The sequence below is a fragment of the Gemmatimonadaceae bacterium genome (assembly GCA_035606695.1).
Taxonomy (GTDB): domain Bacteria; phylum Gemmatimonadota; class Gemmatimonadetes; order Gemmatimonadales; family Gemmatimonadaceae; genus JAQBQB01.
Genome location: DATNEW010000026.1, coordinates 220,260 through 239,100 on the forward strand (window position 1 = coordinate 220,260; position 18,841 = coordinate 239,100).

An 18,841-nucleotide genomic window follows, 5' to 3' on the forward strand; every position below is an offset into this window, starting at 1 on the left:
TGTCAGATCTGGTCGTTGTTCCCCAAGATATAGCGCACGCCCACCGACCTTGTCGCACGCAGGAGCGAAACAATGCTCGCCCGCCGAATTAGTTTCGTCGTCGCTGTCGCCGCGTGCTGGGCCGTTTCCATGAATGTCATCATGCTCGTGATGATGTTCTTGATATGGAGTGGAAGCAACGGCCTGCCCAGTACATGGACGATCGGCGACACGATCGACACGCTGAAATTCACAAGCGGCGGCACCGCGTTCGTCGGCGCGCTCTTCGCGACCATCACGCTGGTTGCCGAGCGCGGCAAGCGGTTTCTCGACATCTGGCCCGGCCGTATCGCGCGCTGGGGGGCGATCGCGGGTGTGCTGGCGATGACGCCCATCGAAATCAGTTCGCGCATCGCCCACGGCCCGGTCAAGGGCTGGGTCGAGGCGCTCATGATGATCGCCGTCGCCGGAATGGGCGGCGCCGGCTTTGCGCGCGAAACGCAGACGCTCGCGGCGTGGTGGGAGCGCCGGAAGCGCGCTCGCGCGGGCGTCGAGGTCGACGAGGCGCCGCGGGACGCCGTGGGCCTGGATTGATCCGAGGATCGGCCGCGTGGGTTTTTCAGACGCCGTGTGTCATACTATCGAAGACACGGAGCTCGAGATGCCGCGTGCCGCGACCGAGGACGACATCCGTCGGATCTACCGCGAGACCATTGACGACCTCTATGGGTTCGTCTCGCGTCGCTGCGACGGCAATCGCGACCTCGCCGAGGACGTAGCGCAGGACACGTGGCTTCGCGCAGTGCGTGCATGGAGTGTGGACGGGGTGCCCGACCGCCCGCTCGGCTGGCTCACGACCGTCGCCGCTCGGCTGTTGAGCAATCATCGCCGGCGGCCGTACACCGACCATCTCGACGCGGCGGCCGAACCTGCCGTCGATGCCGACGACACGATGATCGATGATTCAGAGAATCGTCAATCGATGCTGCACCGTGCGCTCGCGCGTCTGCCGATGCCGCAAAGTCGACTGCTGCACGCATTTCACTTCGAGAAACAACCGGTGGGCGACATCGCCGCCGCCGCGGGATTGACCGAGCGGGCGGTAGAGGGGCGTCTGCGCCGCGCGCGACAGAATCTGCGCCGCGAAGTCGAAGCCGATCTCGCGACCGAACGAGAAGGAGAGAAACGATGACGATCGACGACATGCATTCCCCGAGTCCCGAGTTTCGCGCGAGTCTCGAGCGCGAGGTGCTCGCGGCATATCGAAGCGAAACCTTCGTGCGGAGCGAGCGGCGATATCGCGCGCCCGGGTGGTGGCGCGCCGCCGCGGTCGTGCTGATTTCCATCACGCTCGGCACCACGGCCGGAATCGCTTCAGGCCAGATCCGCGACAGCGCACGGCGCGACTCGCTGCTCGCGTCGGCGCGGGCCGACGCGCAGGTCGCGAAGGTGAAATTCGATCTCGCGAATCAACGCGCGGACGACGCATTGAAGCAGTTCAACTCGGGCGGGCTGATGCACTCGTCGCTGCTCGACGTGCAGGCGGATCGCCGCGCGGCGTTGGCGGCGCTCGTGCGCGCGCAAGACAACATCGACGAGATCACGGCCTCGTCACAGGCGGTGCGTGATGATCTCAGTGCGCCGCTCGTCGGCGGGAAGGACTTCGTCGGCAACCGGCTTCAGCTCGACCTGAGTGCGGCGCACGATCGATTGGCCGCGGCCGAGGAAGCGAAGGACGAAGCCGATCGTCGCGTACGTCTGGGCGCCGCGGCCGAGATCACCGGCCTCGAAGCCGCCGCGCAGCTGGCGCGCGCGCAGGCCGACTTCAACACGCTGGCGGAACGCTACACGCTGCGGCGGGAGTTTCTCGCGAAGGGAACACCGGCCGATCAACTCGCGAGGCGTCTGGCCGAGGCACAGCTCAAGTTCGAGGCGACGGCCGCCCAGCAGTCGTATGAGCTGGCAAAGCAGCGGCTGGACTTGCTCGAGCGGCGGCACGCGTTGGGTTCCGCAGAGGATATCGAGGTGCTCAAGGCGCGCGTGGAGCTTGCGGAACGCCAGCTGGATCTGCAGCGTCTATCGGCGCAGCTGCGCCGGCAAGGCGTGAGCCCACGCGATACCATACCGAAATGACGAAATCTGATCCGCTGGTCCGAGTCCGCGCGATTGCCATGAAACTCCCCGATGTCGAGGAAGGCACGACGTTTGGTTTCCCCGCCTTCAAGGTCGGCGGCAAAACCTTCGCCTGGTTTCCAAAAAAGAAAGAGGTCGAAGCCGGCTCGCTCGGCGTTCGGATGAGTATTCTTGAACGAGAATATCGTATCGGCGCCGAGCCGTCGGTCTATTATGTGACGCCGCATTACAAGGACTATCCGTCGGTGCTCGCGCGCGTCCCCGCGATGCCGGACAAGGCGCTCCGTGAGCTCCTCGAGTCGGGACACGAGTTCATGACCGTGTCGGCGAAATCACGAGCAGGGAAGCGCCCCGCGAAAAAACGCCGCTGACATCTGGCTCAACGACGTCAGCGATTGGCGCGCTCTTTCGCCGCGCGTTCCGCGACTCCCTTGCGGGCATCAGCAACGAATTCCTTGCAGAGCCGCGGATTGACGACCGCGGTATCGCCCACGGCAACGCGCTCGAACAATCGGGATGCGCCCGGATGCGGCGTCAGCAACACATCGCAGGGCAGGCGCTCGAGCGTCGCCAGCCCGCGGGCGAAGTCGGCCAGCGCGTCAGGATACGCGGTGCTCAGCGTGAAATAGAAGCCGTCGGCCGAGACGGCGGTCTGGCTGTCGGCGTACAACACGTTCACGCACTTCGCACCCTCGCACGACCGCCACGTCCAGCTCGTGCCCCCGGGCGTATGCCCCGGCGTGAAATGCGCGGTGAGTGCCAGCGGCCCCACACGAAGCGTCTCCCCGTCGTGAATGACGCGCACGTCATGCACCGGCGGATATGGATTGAGAATGCCGAACTGCGGATCACGCCGATCGGATTCTCCCTGCTCGAGCGTCTTCGCGCTCCACTCGCTTGCGGCAACGCGCGCGCCGGACGCCGCTTGCAGCGCGGCGATTCCACCCGCGTGATCGGAGTGGGCGTGCGAGTTCAGAATGAGCTTCACGTCCTCGACGCGAAAGCCAAGCGCCTTGATGTTCGCGATGATGCTCGGCGCGGACATCGGCAGCGCCCCGTCGATGAGCACGTGACCCCGGTTCGACGTGATGAGAATCGACGCAAGCCCCTGTGGTCCGACGTAGTACGTATTGCCGAAGATGCGAAACGGCTTCTGCGGTGCGTTCCACACCGCGCAGTTGGCGCAGCGCGACGGCGGATAGTCGACTCGAATGGTGTCCAGCACTTGCGCCGAGAGCGCAACGTTCGCGAGCGGTGCCGCGGCGAGCGCTGCGACGACCGCTCGCGAAAGCATCAGGGCGCCTTCGTGGCGTGAAGCGCGGGCAGCGTCACCGTGAACTCCGATCCGACGTCCGGTGTGCTCGTCACGACGATGTCGCCACCCATCGCGCGCGCGAGATCGCGGCTGATCGCAAGGCCCAATCCCGTGCCTTCGGCAGAGGCGGTGAGCGTGCGGCCGACCTGCACGAACGGCTCGAAGATCGTCTCGATTTGTTCGTTGCTGATGCCGATGCCGGTGTCGCGCACCGAGATCGACACGCGTTGAGCCGCGTCGAGGATGCACGACAGCGTGATGGTCCCGCCGCTCGGCGTGAACTTCACGGCGTTCGACAGCAGGTTGAGCACGATCTGCTCGACCTTCGCGCGATCGGCCCATGCCGTGAGGCCTTCGTCGCACCCGGCATCGACGAACGCGATGCCTTTCGCCAGCGCCTGTGGCGAGATCATGTGCGTGACCGACGAGACCACCTCCTGGATCGGTACGGCGGCCAGGTCGTAGCTCAATTGCCCCGCTTCGATGCGGCTGAAGTTGAGGATGTCGTTGATGATCCCCAGCAGGTGCGCCTGGCTGCGCTTGATGCGCTCGAGCTGGTCCTTCTGCCGCGCCGTGACGGGCCCCGAGAGTCCCATGTTGATGAGATCCGCGTAGCCGCCGATGGCATTGAGCGGTGTGCGCAGCTCGTGCGACATCGCGGCGAGAAACTGACTCTTCACGCGATTTGCTTCGTCGGCGCGACGCCGCGCATCGTCCGCGCGATGCCGAGCTTCCTCGGCCTCGCGCGTGCGAGCCTCGAGCTCTTCGGTCTGTCGTTTGAGCCGATCGGTCACTTCGCGCAACTCCGCCGCTCTCGCTTCAGCGGCGAGTCGCGCGCCTTGCTCCGTCGCAACGCGCCGCGCGTCGTCGAGCGCACGCTGCTCCGACGCGTGTCGTTCGGTGAGATCGCGCGTCACTTTTGCGAACCCGATCAATTCACCGGCGCGGTTGCGAATGGCCGTAATGAGGACGCTGGCCCAGAACATCGAGCCGTCCTTGCGTACGCGCCACCCTTCCTCTTCGTACTTGCCCGTGCGCGTCGCGATTTCCAGCTCGCGCGCCGGCTTTCGCGCATCCTTGTCGACCTGCGGATAGAACTTGGAGAAGTGCTGTCCAATGATCTCCTTCGCCCGGTAGCCGTTGATGCGCTCGGCCCCGTCGTTCCACGTGGTGACCAGTCCCGTGGGATCGAGCAGGAAGATGGCGTAGTCTTTCACGCCCTCGACCATGAGGCGGAATCGCTCTTCGCTTTCACGCAGTGCTTCTTCCGCTTCGCGGCGTTCGGTGAGGTCGCGCGTGACCTTGCCGAAACCGAGCAATTTCCCGTTTCGGTCGCGCAGGGCGGTGATCACGACGTTTGCCCAGAACCGCGATCCATCTTTGCGAATGCGCCAGCCTTCGTCCTCGAAGCGCCCGGTATTCGCCGCCGTCAGCAGCTCGAATTGGGGAAAGCCCTGTTCGACGAGATCCCGCGGATAGAAAATCGAGAAATGCTTCCCGATGATTTCTTCGGCCTTGTAGCCCTTGAACCGCTCGGCGCCGGCATTCCAGCTGAGGATGTAGCCCGCCGGGTCCAGCGCGAAGATGGCGTAGTCCTGAACGCTTTCGACGAGCAGCCGGTGGAGATCGCCTATTTCCGCGGCAATTCCACTCTTCGTGCCCGCACCTTCGTCGCCGGAGTAGTTCTTGGGCGACGGCGGGGACGCTGAGGGCGCATCGTTCGGCGGGGTTCGGCTCGACGACGTCGAACGCTTGGGCTTATCGGCCAAGATTGAGCGGGGTCAGCAATAGAACGACGGCGGCGCTATCTAAGCGCCGTCAGGAGAGTTGCCGGCTTACACCGCTAATCCGGGGCCACGGCGCCGAACACGGCGAAATAAGTCGGGCAGCTATGAAACGTAGAGTCCCAAAGGTGGACCGCAACACCCAATTGACCCCAAGCGTACCTAGGGCATATTCCCGCTGCACCCGCCGCCATCTGGCGGTACCTGGCAGTATCCGACTGCGTCCGCTGCATCGTGGTTTCCGGAGGTTTTCGTGCGTCGTCCCGCCCTGGTTTCGCTCCCCAACGCTGACTCCACTCTCGCGATCGCCGCCGCGCTGGTTTCTCTGGCCGGCGCGGCGCCTCGCGTTTCGGCCCAGGCGCGGCAACAGGCCTCGTCGGCCATGCAGGCGACCCGGATTCCGCGCGCCGACCTCGAGACGTTCGCGCAGGCCGCGGTCGCCATCGCCGCGGCGCGCGACTCCATGCAGGCCCAGATCTCCGCGCCGAAAAACGCCAAGACCTCGGCCCAGCAGGAGATCCGCGCGCACTTCCAGTCACAGGTCGCCGAGATCCTGCATCACGCGGGGTTGAGCGAGGCGGACTTCGATAAGAAGACCTACATCGTCAGCGCCGACTCCACGACGCGGCACGCCTACGACAGCCTCGTCGCGAAGATCAGCGGCCAGCCGATTCCGAGTGTGTACGTGCCGGCCAATCTCGGTCCCCAGGTGAAGGTGCCGGCCACCGCGGCGGGCATGCACATCGGCCATGTCGTGAACACGTTCAACGACACGCCCGATTCGAAGGGCCTGTTGCCGATCGCGCTCTCCGATGCGCGTGTCGCGGCGCAGCACGCGCAGCTCGCGGCGCGGAATCCGACGAATCTCGACGCGATCAAGCTGCATGCGGGTCACGTGCTCAATGCGCTCGATCCGTCCATCGTGCCGACCGGTCCGGGCTCGGGGTACGGGCTCAAGAAAGCCGCGGCCGGCATCGCGACGCACATCGAGCTCGCCGCCAAGGCCGCGGGCGCGACGCCGAATATCGAGACGCACGCGGCGCACATCGCGACGGCCGCGCGCAATACGGTGACGCGCGCCGATCAGTGCATCGCGCTCGCGAAGGAGATTCAGGCCGCGACCACCGCCGACGACGCGATGAAGTTGTTGAATCAGCTCATCCCGTTGACGCAGCAGCTCACCGCCGGCGCCGACACGAACAACGACGGCAAGGTGAGCATCGACGAAGGCGGGCTGCAGATGGCGCAGGAACACGTCACCTTGATGCTCGCGGCGGAGAAGCTGCCCTGAGCGCGATCTGACGATCTGACGGGAGCGCGGATTGCGAGCAGAGGCTGAGTGAACACGTTCGCGTCGCTCAGGCACCGCAACTTTCGGCTGTTCTTCGTCGGGCAATCGATCTCGAACACGGGCAATTGGCTCACCAACGTTGCCCTGACGCTGCTCGTGCTCCGGATTACGGGCAGCGGTTTCGCGGTGGGCGTGAGCGCGGCGTGCCAATACGGTCCGATTCTGATCATCACGCCGTGGGCGGGCGCGGTCGCCGATCGCTCGAACAAGCGGCGCGCGCTGCTGCTGACGCAGGTGCTGGAGATGATGCAGTCGTCGGGGCTCGCGGTGCTGGCGTTTCTCGCGCATCCGCCGCTGTTCGGATTGTACGCGCTCGCGCTTGCCGGCGGTGTCGTGCTCGCGTTCGACAATCCGCTGCGGCGATCGTTCGTCACGGAGATGGTGCCGAAGGAAGATCTTGCGAACGCGGTGGTGCTCTACAGCACGATCGTCAATGTCTCTCGCATCTTCGGGCCCGCGCTGGCCGGACTGCTCGCCACCACGCTCGGCTACGGGTGGTGCTTCACGATCGACGCGGCGACCTACCTCGCCGTGTTGTTCTGCCTCTGGCGCATGCGCGACGAGGAACTGCACCGTGAGCGGCATGATGACGCGGCGACGTCGAGCGTGCGCGACGGCGTGCGGTATCTCCTCTCGGTGCCCGTGCTCTGGATCAGCTTCGCGATGCTCGCGGCCGTCGGTATGCTCGCCTACAACTTCAATGTGGCGCTTCCGCTGTTCGTGACGCGCTCGCTGCACAGCAGCGAGGCAACGTTCACAATTCTCTATTCGGTGTTCAGCGTCGGCGCGGTCGCGAGCGCGTTGATCGTCGCGAATCGGCGGATGGTGCAGCTGCGGCACGTCGTGATCGGCGCCGTGGCGATGGGCGTGGCGATGCTGCTCCTTGCCGCGGCGCCCGGCGTGATGCTCGCCCTGCCTGCGGTGTTCCTCGTCGGGATGGGGAGCATTCTCTACATGACGTCGACGACGTCGATCGTGCAGGTGCGCTCGCGCCGGGAGATGCACGGCCGGCTGCTCGCGCTCCAGACGGTGTTCGTCGCGGGGACGGGCGTGATCGGCGGTCCGCTGTGCGGCTCGCTCGCCGATTGGCTTGGCGGGCGGGCGCCGATCATCCTTGGCGGGATCGTGTGCCTGGCGGCTGCCGTGTTTGGAGCCCTGGCATCTCAGACCGTAGGTGAAGGGGTAGGGTCAAAACAATGACCACGGATTGTGAACGGCGACAAACGCGGACGGGCACGGAGACGGCGTCAACGGCCGTCAACAGCCGTTAACTGCTGTCAACGACAAGAAGAAAAAATCCTCGGCCCGCTTCGACATCGACTCGGCCGAGGGCTTGTTATTCTTGTTTTCTAAATACCAGAATAATCACGGCTTCGCGCTCGACCGAAGTTGACTGCGGTCGACAGCAGTTCACGCCGTCTCCGTGCCTGTCCGAGCATGTCGCGGTTCACGGTCCGTGCTCCCTTTTTTTTCTCGCACCCTCTCTCTACGGCTTCCCGACTCTCGGCAACGAATCGGTCACAAACTGCCCGCCCACTTCTCGCCCCGCGACGTCCGTGACATCGATCATCGCCAGCCGAATCCGCGCATCCTCGCTCGCGCTACGCCGCGCGACGGTCAGCCCGAGCACCGCGCCGGACTGAATCCCCTCCGACGCCACGCCCGCGAACGACACTCGCCCGGCCACGGTGGTGTTCTCGATGCGTGTTCCACCGCTCGGTCGCTCTACGCGCACGACGCGGATCGAGACCGGCAGCGTCAGCTCGCCGTGATAGCCCCCCACGCGCAACCGCGGCGCATCGCTCACCAGGCAGATCGTGATCGTCGCCAGCGTGTCCGTCGCGGTGACGCGGTCCACCACGGCGAACGCGTGGGCCGCCGGTCCTCCGCCGCCCGCGCACGCATTCAACGCCGGTGCGGCGGGCGCGGGGAAGTGCGCATGGACGAGCCAAAGGAGCGAGCCAAGAAAGCGAAGCACGTGAAATTCGGGTGAGTTCGACCGCATATTACGCGCGCGCGGTAAAATCTTCGTGACTCGCCGGTTAACCCATGGTAAACTGACTGCTGCTTTGCTCTTGCGGGTCCGCGTCCAGGCGATAACCTCTCCCCATGAATGTGCCCGCCGACGCCGAACGTGTGATCACGCTGCTGGGCGGCGCCGGCATTCACGCCGGCGCCACGCCAGTCAGCGGGCGCGCCACGCACCGGCATCCGCTGGCGCTCATCGCGTTTTTGATCGTCAGCGCCGGCCGTGGCGTCACGCGGGACAAGCTCATCGCGCTGCTCTGGCCCGAGCGCGACGCCGAGTCGGCGCGCAATCTCCTTAAGGTCAACGTGCACGAGTTGCGCAAGGAGCTTGGCGACTCCGCGATTCGTTCCATCGGCGATCAACTGAGCGCTGATCTCTCACAGCTCTCGTGCGACGTCATCGATTTCCACGCGGCGATCGCGCGCGGTGACGATGCATCCGCCGTGGCGGTGTATCACGGTCCGCTCCTCGACGGATTCTTCATCAAGGACTCACCCGAGTTCGAGCAGTGGGTGGATCGCGAACGCACGCGTCTCGCCGCGACGTACGGCGCGGCGCTCGACCGGCTCGCGACCGCCGCCGAATCGCGCGGCGATCTCGAAGCGGCCGTGAAGTGGCGCCGTGCGCACGCGACTCACGATCCCTATCATCCCGACGTCGCGCATCGTCTCGTCCAAACGCTCGCCGCGGCGGGCGATCGCACCGGCGCGATTCAATTCGCCGAGGCGTACGTGGAGCGCCGCAAGCGCGACTTCGATCTGAGCGACGAGCACGAGATCGTGGCGATCGCCAGGCAATTGCGGAGCGCGTATTCACCGCCCGCGCCGGCGGCGAAGCTGGCAACACCCGCAACACCCGCATCACCCGCAACACCCGCATCACCCGCAACACCGGCATCACCCGCAACACCGGCAGCAGCGACCGCGCTGCCGATGGCGGAGCCTGCGTCGCAACCGCTTGTCCTCGCGCCGCGCGCGACAAACCGGCGACGGCTCGTCGCGCGCGGCGCGACGGGCATCGTCACCCTCGCCGCGGTTGTTGGCGTCGTGCTGCTCGCGCGTTTGGGCGGACGAGCGAAGCCGGTGATGCGCGGCGGCCCCGCGCTCGTTGCAGTCGTGCCGTTCCACGTCGTCGGTCGCGACTCCGCGTTGCGCGACGGACTGTTCGATTTGCTGTCGTCACGCTTCACGGGCGAAGCCGGGCTCACGTCGATCGATCCACGCCTGGTCGCCCAATCGTGGAACGCCGCATCGAAGTCCGGGCCGCCGTCGGTCGACGAAACGCTTCGGTTGGCGCGAGGACTCGGCGCGGCGCGCGTGGTCGCCGGCGAGATCGTCAGCGCGAGTGATTCAACGGCGATCGCCGCGCGACTCTACGACGTCGCGACGGGCAAGGTCGTCGCCGCGGCGCGCGCGGATGCATCGCTCGCCAGCTCGCCGAGCGGGATCGCCGATCGACTGAGCATCGAGTTGCTCGCACGTGCGGCGGGCGAGCCGGACGACCGCATTCCCGAGCTCGTGAATCGGCCGCTGATCGCGGCGCGCAAATATGTCGCCGCGCAGCTCGCGTACAAGTCCGCGCGCTACGCCGAGGCGGAACGTCTCTACGCGCAGGCGCTCGACGCGGACTCGACGTTCGGCGCGGCGGGCCTCGGGTTGGCGATGGCGAACAGCTGGACGGTCATCAACGATCACTACGGGCAGGGCCGCGACGCGGCGATGCATCATCTTGCCGCGATGAGCGATCGCGATCGCGCGTTCGCGATCGCGTTCTTCGGGCCCGATCCCGCGCTTGGGCCCGCGCAACCGGCGCCCGTGTATCTCAAGCGCTGGGAAGATCTCGTCGAGAAGTATCCCGATTGGACCGAGGCCTGGTACCAACTCGGCGATCGCTACTATCACTACGGCGGGCTGTCCGGTCTTGCCGATGCACCCGACCGCGCGCTCACCGCGTTCCGTCGCGCGCTCGCGCAGGACTCGACGTTCGCGGCGCCGTTGCATCATCTCGTCGAGTTGTACGCGGCGCACGGCGATCTTTCGAGTTTACGAACAGTCGGCGCGCGATACTTCGCCGCGAATCCCACCGTCGATCGCGACCGATCCGCCATCGGGTGGGAAATGGCGACGGCGTTGGGCGACGCGGGTTGGCTGCGGCGCATCCGCGCGAACGTCGACAGCATGCCGCGCGAGGATCTGACGCGCATCGTGTGGGTGACCGACGCGAACGGCTGGCCGGCCGCCGACGCCGAGCGTGCGGCCACGCTCGTCGATCGAAAGGCCGGCACGGTAAGCGAGCACGAACACGCGGCGATCCTGCTGTTCGCCTTGAGCATGAATCGCGGACATGAGCAGGAGGCGCGTGTGGCTGCCGCCGCACTCGGCGCACAGTTTCCCGATCGTCCGGTGAGCGCGCTCTGGGACCTGTACGGCGCGATGTTCGGCGACGGAGACACGGCGCTCGCGGCTGACGCCGCGCGACGTCTCGAGGAGTTCGCGCGCGCGTCGAACGCGGGCGATCACGTGCGGCGGGATCAACACGACCAGGCGGCGTGTCTGCTCGGCGTCTATCGAGCGACGCGCAACGATCTCGCGGCCGCGCGCACGGCGTTCGATCGGGTGACGGCGGATGCGCGCGCCGAAGACAATAATTTCGCCAAGCGAAACGCCGACGTGTGCCTGGCGATGCTGTCGGCGACGATCGCGACGACGGCCAGAGCGTCCGATGCACGGCTCGAGGTCGCGCGACTCGACACGATTCTCCTGCGCGAGCGCGTGCCGCCGCACGTCATTCTCGAGGCGGGTACGCTCCTCGCGGCGCGTCTGCACGCCGCGCTCGGCGATACGGCCGCGGCGCTCGTTGCCGCGCGGCGGCGCGAACATCTCACGGGCGAGCCGCTGTTTCTCTCATCGGAGCTGCGGCTCGAGTCTCAGTTCGCGCGAGCGACTCGCGACACCGCCGATGCGACGCGCGCGGCGGCGCGGCTGGCGGCGTTGCGGCGTTAGGGTCCGGCGCGCGTCCGGACAGATCCCGGCGCGGCGGTCAAGCGGGACGGTGCCCGCCGCGGCAGCGAGTGCAATAGTGCCGATACTGCCGGGCACTATTGCCACGCCTGCCGCTCTGGGCACCGTTCCGCCTCCTCGCATCGGGCCACGTCGGCCCGACGCCACTATTTCATCTGCGGTCGCGGCCCGAGCCGATCGCGACGCCCGCGTCGAAGGTGTTGCCGCCGGCGAGCAACCGTGCCAGTTCGTGTCCTACTTGCCGCTTGAGCTCCGGGACCGGATCGACGTAGCGCATGCGCGGACGATATGCGTAACACGCGGGCCGGACGTCAGCGTTTGAACGCCCGTACAACTCATTCGCCGCAAAGAGGCAAGGAGCGCGGGGCGGGCACGCCCGCCCCGCGCGACTCGGGCGCGACCACAGCGAGAATGCAAAACGGGCCGGCGCAGAACGCCGGCCCGCATGCACTGCGCACTTACAAAGGCCTAGTGCGACGAAGCCAGATCCCGGAGCGACTGCGCCAGCCATTGCACGCGCTGAGGATCCGTCGAGCCGCTCTCGTACTCTCTGACCTTGCCGGCTAGCGCGTTCAGCGCCGCACTGCGCGCCGACCCGGACGCGGCCTCGGCGCTCGTCAGCGCACTCCGAACCGACGCGACCTGGTCCGCCGAGAGCCCGTGCCACCGCTCGAGCTGGTCGGTGTACGAGCGCGACAGCGCGAACGACGCCGGCCACACGAACTTCGGCTGGTCCTGCACGTTCAGGAACTCGAAGTGCACCGACTTCGCCGCATCGATCTCGTTCTGGCTGATCGCCGGGCTCGGCGTCAGTTCGAACACGTCGAGGCCGCGCTGCATCTCCGAGCCGATGATGTGGCCGTTGTACCAGTACGCCGACCAGTAGCCGCCGCCGCGCAGGCGCGTCGGATCGTTCGGGCCGCGGTCGAAGAACGCGATCTCGTGCGGATGGCGCGGATCGGTCCATTCGAACACGCTCATGCCGCCCTGATACCACGCCTGCACCATGATCGTGCGGCCCGGGATCGGGATGAGCGAGCCGTTGTGCGCCACGCAGTTCTCGTACTTGGTCTGTGGCGCCGGCAGCTTGTAGTAACTCTGAAATACCATTTGCTTATTCACGATCTTGAAAATCGCGTCGGCGCCCCAGTTCTTCGGGTCGCCGGCACGGCAGTAGGCCGCGCCGCCGCCGCCCCACTCGTCCGAGAACAACACCATCGAGCCGTCGTTCGAGAACGTGGCCGAGTGCCAGAACGAGAAGTTGGAGTCGGCCACCGCCGCGATACGCTGCGGATGCGCCGCGTCGTGAATGTCGAGCAAGAGACCCATGCCGGCGCACGCGCCGCCCGCCAGACCAACGTCCGGGTACACCGTGATGTCGTGGCACTGCGTGAGCACGCGCGGCGCGAACGGCGACGCCACACCGTACTGCTTCGCGAGGTCGGTGACCTTCGCCCGGTACGGCACGCTGTCGGCCGCCGTCATCGGCTTCGGCAGCGCGTTCATCGCGTTCTGGAAATTCACTCGCGCCGAATCCTCGCGCGTCACCGGCGGTCCGTTGTTGCCGCGACCGCGGCCGCCGCGGCCACCCCGGCCGGCGTTCGCGTCGAGCAGGCCCTGTCGGATCGAATCGGCACGCGCGCGATTCGCCGCCGTATCCGCCGGCGAATCACCATGCGCGCGGATGTACGGCAGTCCGCCTTCCTCGCCGTTCGCCGAGAAGATGCGCGGCGACGTCACGATGTGCGCCTGCTCCGGATGCGCCAGCGGGATCTGAATCACTTCGATGCGGAATTCCGCCGTGTTCGGATCGTTCGGGTTCGAGACGCACCCCGGCAGCTCCTCGGCCGGACGCACGGTCGACGTCCCCGAGATGTACACGTAGATGTTGTTCGGATCGTGCGGATCGTGCACCACCGTATGCGTGTGCGAGCCGCGGCACGTCTGCACGTTGGCCAGATATCTCGGATGCGAGATATCCGAGATGTCGAAGATGCGAAGCCCGCGAATGCGCTCCTTGCTCACCGGCGCGGTCGGCGCCTGCGTGCCGCAGTCGAGGCGCGCGGTCGGCGCTTCGGCCGAGACGAACAGCAGGTTCTTCCAGACGGAGACGTCGCTCTGCGACGCCGGACACAGCGTCGCATCGCGCAGGCGCGGCTGCGCCGGATTCGAGATGTCCCAGATCTGGAAGCCGTTGTAGTTGCCCTGAATGACGTCGGTGCCGCTGAACGCCAGATCGGAGTTGGTGATGCCGGCGAATCCTTCGGGCGCCGGCGTGTGCGAGACCATGCGCATGTTCCAGATCGCCTCGCCGGCGTCCTGGAGACCGCCCTTGAGATCGACGCGCGGATCGGGCGACGGGGCGACGACGAGCGGCGCCGACATGTCCGGACCCGTCGACCCGGACTGCATGACCGACGTGGACGATGTCTTCGTGCACGCCGCGGCGACGAAGACGGCGGGAATGAGAATGCGGAGTGACTTCATTGGAATGGGGAGGGAGGAGGGAACTATCTGCTTCCGGCCTTCATGGCGTCCAGCATCTGCTGCATCCGATCGATCTCCGTCGACTGATCGGCCTGTACGTCATTCGCAAACTTGAATACGATCTCGTCCTGCGCCGCCGCCGGCGTGGCCAGCAACGTATCGACCATCTGAATCGCGCCGCGGTGGTGCTGAATCATGTAGGTCAGGAAGAGACGGTCGAACTCGGGACCGCGCGCGGCGTCGAGCTGCTTCATCTGCTCCGGCGTCAACATGCCGGGCATGATGTGGCTCTGCATCCCGGACATTCCCGACATGCCGGGCATGCCGCCCATGTCGTCGGCGTCGGGATTGGGCACCGGCTGATTGCGATCCCTCAACCAGTCCGACATCAACCCGATCTCGGCGGTCTGCGCCATGGCGACGCGGCCGCAATAGATCTGGAGCGCCGGACTCGCGCCGTGCGACGGCGCCCAGTTGGCCATCTTCACGGCTTGCGCGTGATGGTAGATCATGCCCGACATGAACCCGATGTCGGCCTTGGTGTACGGGCGGCGAATGCTGTCCTGGCGTGCCTGCTCGACGCCGGACATCGGCGCCTGCGCATCGGCCGCTCGTGGGAGCGCCCAGGTGACGAGAACGAGCGCGCAGCCGGTGGCGGCGCGAAAGAGGAGCGGGAACATGATATGCCTGCCTAGTCGTGATTCAGTTCGTACTGCCGTTGCGCGTGCTCGCGCTCCTTGCCCTGCGCCTTGTCCCGCGCGCGTGCGGCACGCATCGCCTTGTCGTGCGTGCCTTGGGACTTGATGGCCGGAAGCGAAAACTGCTTCTCGAGCTCCTCGCTTCCGCACTCGGGACACGACGGGATCTTCGCGCCCCGAATGAAGACCTCGAACGCGTGCGAGCAGGAACGACAGCGATAATCGAAGATGGGCATGCTTCCGAGTTACCTCGTTACCTCACCAACAAGATACACAATGGTGCGTGTTCTTTGCGCCCAGCTTCTCGAGCAGCTTGATCGTGTCGGGAATCGGGCTGAGTCGCTGCACCGGGCCGTTCGCCATGTCGAGCGTCGTGCGCCCGTTGCGCGCGACCGCGCGCACATCGGCGCCGTGCGCCACGAGATACAGAATCATCTCGTTGTCGCCGCGCGCCGCGGCGTGATGCAGCGGCGTGTAGCCGTTGTTGTCGCGCGCGTTCACGTCGGCGTGCAACTCTTCGACGAGATACCGCATCGCCGGCATCCAGCCATCGGGCGCGTGACGATGCGAGTTGCCGGCGAAACCGTTGCCGTAGCCGACGCCCGCCGCCGCGTGAATCGGATACACGCCGATGCCGGGCGGGACGGCCTTCGCGGCTGAATCGATCTCGGGATCGAGAATGGGTGCCGCAATCTGTCCGCGGCCGCCTCCACCACCGCGCGGCGCGCGCGCCGCACCGCCGGCCGAATCACCGGGCGCGCCGCCGCCGCCGCCACCGCCACCGCCGCCACCACGACGTCCGCCGCCGCCACGCCCGCCGCGGCCACCCGCCGCCGCGACACGCTGGCTGGGCAGATTCGGATCCGCGCCGTACTTCACGAGCAGTTTCATCGCGTCGACGTCGACGGCGTACGCGGCGCGCCAGAACGCCGTCGTGCCCTCGATGTTCTCGAGGCCGCAGTTGGCGTTGCCACAATTGTTATATGCGAAGTACCACGGCTGCGCGGTCAACCGCATGTTGGGATTCGCCTTCGCGTCGAGCAGCGCCTTCATGAGCTCCAGGTACGACGTCTTCTGCACCTGGATCGCTTCGGGCTGCGGATAGCGGGACTTGGGCGCCCACTGCGTGTTGATCGCCGCGTAGAGCGGTGTCATGCCGTTCGTCGCCGCGAGGTTCGGATCGGCGCCGCGCTTGATCAGCTCCATCGCCACGTCGAACTGGCCGTTGATCACCGCGAGATTGAGCGGCGTCGTGTGATCGACCACCGTCGCATCGTTGATGTTCGCGCCGCCATCGAGCAGCGCGACGACCGACGCGAGATTGCCCTGGCGTACCGCGTGATCGAGCGCCGACAATCCACCGACGCCGCCGACCGCGTTCGCGAATCCGGCGACGCCGCCGTTCAGCGTATCGACCTGCTCGACCGCCGGGCCCTTCGCCGACTTGGGATCGAGCAGCACGGTGCGGCCCGAGTCGATCGCGATCTGAATCTGCGACGGCGTGAACGGTCCTTTGGGTTGCGGGGTGCGCGGTCCGCGGCCAAACGAAACGCGCGCCTGTTGCTGGACCGCATTGCCGTAGCCGGAATTGGCCGCATCCTGCGCCGCGGTGGCTTGCTGCGCGACCTGCGCGGCCGAGTCTCGCTTGAACGCGTTCATGATCGAATCGCGCACGGCCTTGGGCTCGAACGAGAGCAGCACCTCGTTCCGCTTTTTCTCCGCGGCCTGCTCGCGCGCCGTTTCTTCCTGCACGCTTTGCACGCGGGTGTGCACCGAGACGTCCGCGCCGTTCTTCAACAGCACCTTGATGGCGTCGGCGCGGTTGAACTCCGCCGCGAAGACGAGCGGGGTCTGCCCCCACGCGGCTTCCTTGAGGTTGGGATCGGCGCCGGCCTTGATCAGCAACTCCACCGCTTCGGGATTGCCCGCCGCCGCGGCGAAGTGGAGCGCGGTCGCCCCCGTCGCGGTCATCGCCTTGGCGTCGCTGCCGGCCTCGAGCAGCTCGTTGATGACGTTCGGGTTGCCGGACTTGGCCGCGATGTGCAGCGGCGTGTACGCGCCGATGCGCGTCGTGGCCTTGAGGCTCGCGTGCGCCTTGATCAACGCGCTCGCGAGCTCGGCATCGCCATGCTCGGCGGCCCAGTGCAGCGCCGTCATGCCGTCGCCCTGCGCGACGTTCACGTCGGCGCCCTGCGCGATGAGCTTCTTCACCGCGCCGTCGTCTCCGCGCATGGCCGCGTCGGCAACCGCGGACGTCTTCGGCGCGGGAAGCTTGAGGGACATGGCCTTCCGGGTGTCCTGACCATGAACGGGACCGGCCGCAACGATGCAGATGAGCGCGGCTAGCTGCGTACGATTCATAAAGTCCTCAATGACCACGGACGACGTCGGACGTCCACGGATCGGCACGGAGACGGCGTTAAAACGGGTGAAGGGCGTTTGAAGTTCAAAACTCTTTTTTTAGAAAACCCTCAAGACGCTTCGCGCCGAGGGGCATCATGAGGGTTTTCTTAAAAAAGTCTTCCGACGGCAGTTGACGACAGTTCACGCCGTCTCCGTGCCCGTCCGTGGACGTCCCGATGTTGTCCGTGGTACGCTTTTGTCGTTGTACACTCTCTCTCGTCAACACCTAGCCGTTCAACGAGAACGCTCCGGTGCTGTCCCCGAACTGCTTCACGTCATCGCACCCGAGCTGGTGCATCAACGACACGAACACGTTCGCCATCGGCGTGCCGTCCGGCGCCTTGAGATGCGTGTTGCTCGGCATGCCCACGTTCTTGCCGCCCATCAGAATCAATGGGCAGCGGCGATGGTTGTGCACGTTGCCATCCGCCATCGGCGAGCCGTACATGACGACCGTGTTGTCGAGCAGGTTCGAATCGCCGTCCGGCGTGTTCTTGAGCTTCTCGAGCAGATACGGCAGCATGCCGACGTGATAGCGATTGATCTTGTTGAAATCCATGATGTTCGCTTCACGCCCGCCGTGGTGCGACGCGGGATGGAATCCCTTGTCCGTGCCGCTCTCCGGATACGAGCGGCTCGACGCGTCGCGACCCGTCTTGAACGAGAACACGCGCGTCATGTCGCTCTGCAGCGCGAGCACCTGGAAGTCGAACATCAACTGCATGTGCTCGGCGAATGAATCCGGAACGCCGATCGGCGCTTCGGGCAGCTCGCGCGCTTCACCGCTCGAGTTGCGCGCCTCGACCGTCTGAATGCGGCGCTCCAGCTCGCGGACGTCCTCGAGATACTTGTCGATGCGCTGGCGATCTTCCGGCCCGACCTGCCGCTTGAGATCGTTCGCCTCGGAGGCGACCCAATCGAGAATGCTGCCCTTCGCCTTGCGACGCACCGCGCGATCGGCGTTGTTGTCGCCCGCGCCGAACAACAGATCGAACGCCGTGCGCGGATTGCGAATCATCGGCAGCGGCTCGCTCGGACCCGCCCACGAAATCGTGTCGGTGTAGGCGCACGCGTAGTTGTAATCGCAACCGCCGCCACGATCCAGGTTCTCGATGCACAGCTGCATCGACGGAATCGCCGCGTCATGCCCAATGCGCCGCGCGATGAGCTGATCCATCGACGTGCCGACGTACACGTCCGAGCCCTGCGTCTGCTTCGGATGCGACTGCGTCAGGAACACCGCGCTCGACCGGAAGTGGTCGCCGCCGATCTCGCTCGCCTCGAACGCCTCGGCCATGCGGACGTCGGTGTTGCTGATGATCGCGAGATTATTGCGCCACGGCTCCAGCGGCTTGAGCGCCGAGTCGGCGACGAAGTCGAAGCTCGACCCGGTGCCCTGCGGCGCCCAGAGGTATTTGCTCGAGCCCCACAGGTTGGAGCCCGCCGCGCCATGCACCGATTCGATCGCGATGAACCGCGTTTTCGCGCCCGCCGCGGCCGACTCACCGAGCCGGCTGAGATTGCGAAACGCCGGGACCATCGCGTCGAGGTAGGGCAGCGCGACCATCGCGCCCATTCCCCGAAGGAACGTGCGCCGCGGAAGGCTCTTACCGGTGATGATTTCCATTATTGATCTCCCCGT

General features: G+C 66.2%; 16 protein-coding genes. 7 read left to right on the forward strand and 9 right to left on the reverse strand.

All coding sequences use genetic code 11. The features are described 5' to 3' along the window. The first annotated feature begins 72 nt into the window (after window positions 1–72). Genes VN706_12055 through VN706_12070 form a run of 4 tightly spaced genes read left to right on the forward strand, consistent with a single transcriptional unit; the run spans window position 73 to window position 2,483 of the window. Window positions 73–573, forward strand: coding sequence for a hypothetical protein (locus VN706_12055; GenBank protein ID HXT16359.1), 501 nt, complete (start codon window positions 73–75; stop codon window positions 571–573). A 16-nt stretch (window positions 574–589) separates the two neighbouring features. After that, window positions 590–1,171: a sigma-70 family RNA polymerase sigma factor gene (locus tag VN706_12060; GenBank protein HXT16360.1), complete on the forward strand. Its 582-nt coding sequence runs from the start codon at window positions 590–592 to the stop codon at window positions 1,169–1,171. Continuing rightward, window positions 1,168–2,112 (forward strand): hypothetical protein, encoded by a 945-nt coding sequence (locus VN706_12065; GenBank protein ID HXT16361.1) that lies wholly within the window; start codon window positions 1,168–1,170, stop codon window positions 2,110–2,112. Before VN706_12060 ends, VN706_12065 begins: the two co-directional genes overlap by 4 nt. Window positions 2,113–2,150: 38 nt before the next feature. Beyond that, on the forward strand, window positions 2,151–2,483 hold the full coding sequence (locus VN706_12070; protein ID HXT16362.1) for an MmcQ/YjbR family DNA-binding protein: 333 nt from the start codon (window positions 2,151–2,153) through the stop codon (window positions 2,481–2,483). A 17-nt stretch (window positions 2,484–2,500) separates the two neighbouring features. Here the strand turns inward: VN706_12070 and bla are convergent, their stop codons facing one another. Next, the gene (bla, locus tag VN706_12075) at window positions 2,501–3,406 is read right to left on the reverse strand and encodes a subclass B3 metallo-beta-lactamase (protein HXT16363.1); all 906 of its coding nucleotides are present in this window, start codon (window positions 3,404–3,406) and stop codon (window positions 2,501–2,503) included. Further along, entirely contained in the window at window positions 3,406–5,196 is a 1,791-nt protein-coding gene (locus VN706_12080; GenBank protein HXT16364.1) for a PAS domain S-box protein, read from the reverse strand. The genes bla and VN706_12080 overlap by 1 nt, the downstream gene beginning before the upstream one ends. A 268-nt stretch (window positions 5,197–5,464) precedes the next feature. Between VN706_12080 and VN706_12085 the strand changes: the two genes are divergently transcribed. Both VN706_12085 and VN706_12090 read left to right on the forward strand, forming a co-directional pair. Then, the gene (locus tag VN706_12085; protein ID HXT16365.1) at window positions 5,465–6,502 is read left to right on the forward strand and encodes a DUF4168 domain-containing protein; all 1,038 of its coding nucleotides are present in this window, start codon (window positions 5,465–5,467) and stop codon (window positions 6,500–6,502) included. Between the two features lie 48 nt (window positions 6,503–6,550). After that, window positions 6,551–7,762, forward strand: coding sequence for an MFS transporter (locus VN706_12090; GenBank protein ID HXT16366.1), 1,212 nt, complete (start codon window positions 6,551–6,553; stop codon window positions 7,760–7,762). A gap of 286 nt (window positions 7,763–8,048) precedes the next feature. Here VN706_12090 and VN706_12095 read toward each other — a convergent pair whose 3' ends face one another. Continuing rightward, window positions 8,049–8,540, reverse strand: coding sequence for a hypothetical protein (locus tag VN706_12095; GenBank protein ID HXT16367.1), 492 nt, complete (start codon window positions 8,538–8,540; stop codon window positions 8,049–8,051). A gap of 137 nt (window positions 8,541–8,677) precedes the next feature. Between VN706_12095 and VN706_12100 the strand changes: the two genes are divergently transcribed. Next, complete coding sequence (locus tag VN706_12100; GenBank protein HXT16368.1) at window positions 8,678–11,593, forward strand: winged helix-turn-helix domain-containing protein; 2,916 nt, start codon at window positions 8,678–8,680, stop codon at window positions 11,591–11,593. 169 nt (window positions 11,594–11,762) lie between these two features. On the opposite strand, the gene VN706_12105 is transcribed toward VN706_12100, so the two are convergent. The 6 genes from VN706_12105 to VN706_12130 all read right to left on the reverse strand — a co-directional run bounded on the left by VN706_12105 (window position 11,763) and on the right by VN706_12130 (window position 18,826). Next, on the reverse strand, window positions 11,763–11,888 hold the full coding sequence (locus VN706_12105) for a hypothetical protein (GenBank protein HXT16369.1): 126 nt from the start codon (window positions 11,886–11,888) through the stop codon (window positions 11,763–11,765). 191 nt (window positions 11,889–12,079) lie between these two features. Then, window positions 12,080–14,098, reverse strand: a complete 2,019-nt coding sequence (locus VN706_12110) for a hypothetical protein (GenBank protein ID HXT16370.1) — start codon at window positions 14,096–14,098, stop codon at window positions 12,080–12,082. Window positions 14,099–14,121: 23 nt separating this feature from the next. After that, entirely contained in the window at window positions 14,122–14,778 is a 657-nt protein-coding gene (locus tag VN706_12115; GenBank protein ID HXT16371.1) for a DUF305 domain-containing protein, read from the reverse strand. Between the two features lie 11 nt (window positions 14,779–14,789). Continuing rightward, the gene (locus VN706_12120; protein HXT16372.1) at window positions 14,790–15,032 is read right to left on the reverse strand and encodes a zinc ribbon domain-containing protein; all 243 of its coding nucleotides are present in this window, start codon (window positions 15,030–15,032) and stop codon (window positions 14,790–14,792) included. Window positions 15,033–15,054: 22 nt separating this feature from the next. Further along, window positions 15,055–17,157: an ankyrin repeat domain-containing protein gene (locus tag VN706_12125; GenBank protein HXT16373.1), complete on the reverse strand. Its 2,103-nt coding sequence runs from the start codon at window positions 17,155–17,157 to the stop codon at window positions 15,055–15,057. Between the two features lie 268 nt (window positions 17,158–17,425). Continuing rightward, window positions 17,426–18,826 (reverse strand): DUF1552 domain-containing protein, encoded by a 1,401-nt coding sequence (locus VN706_12130; protein ID HXT16374.1) that lies wholly within the window; start codon window positions 18,824–18,826, stop codon window positions 17,426–17,428. Window positions 18,827–18,841 lie beyond the last annotated feature (15 nt).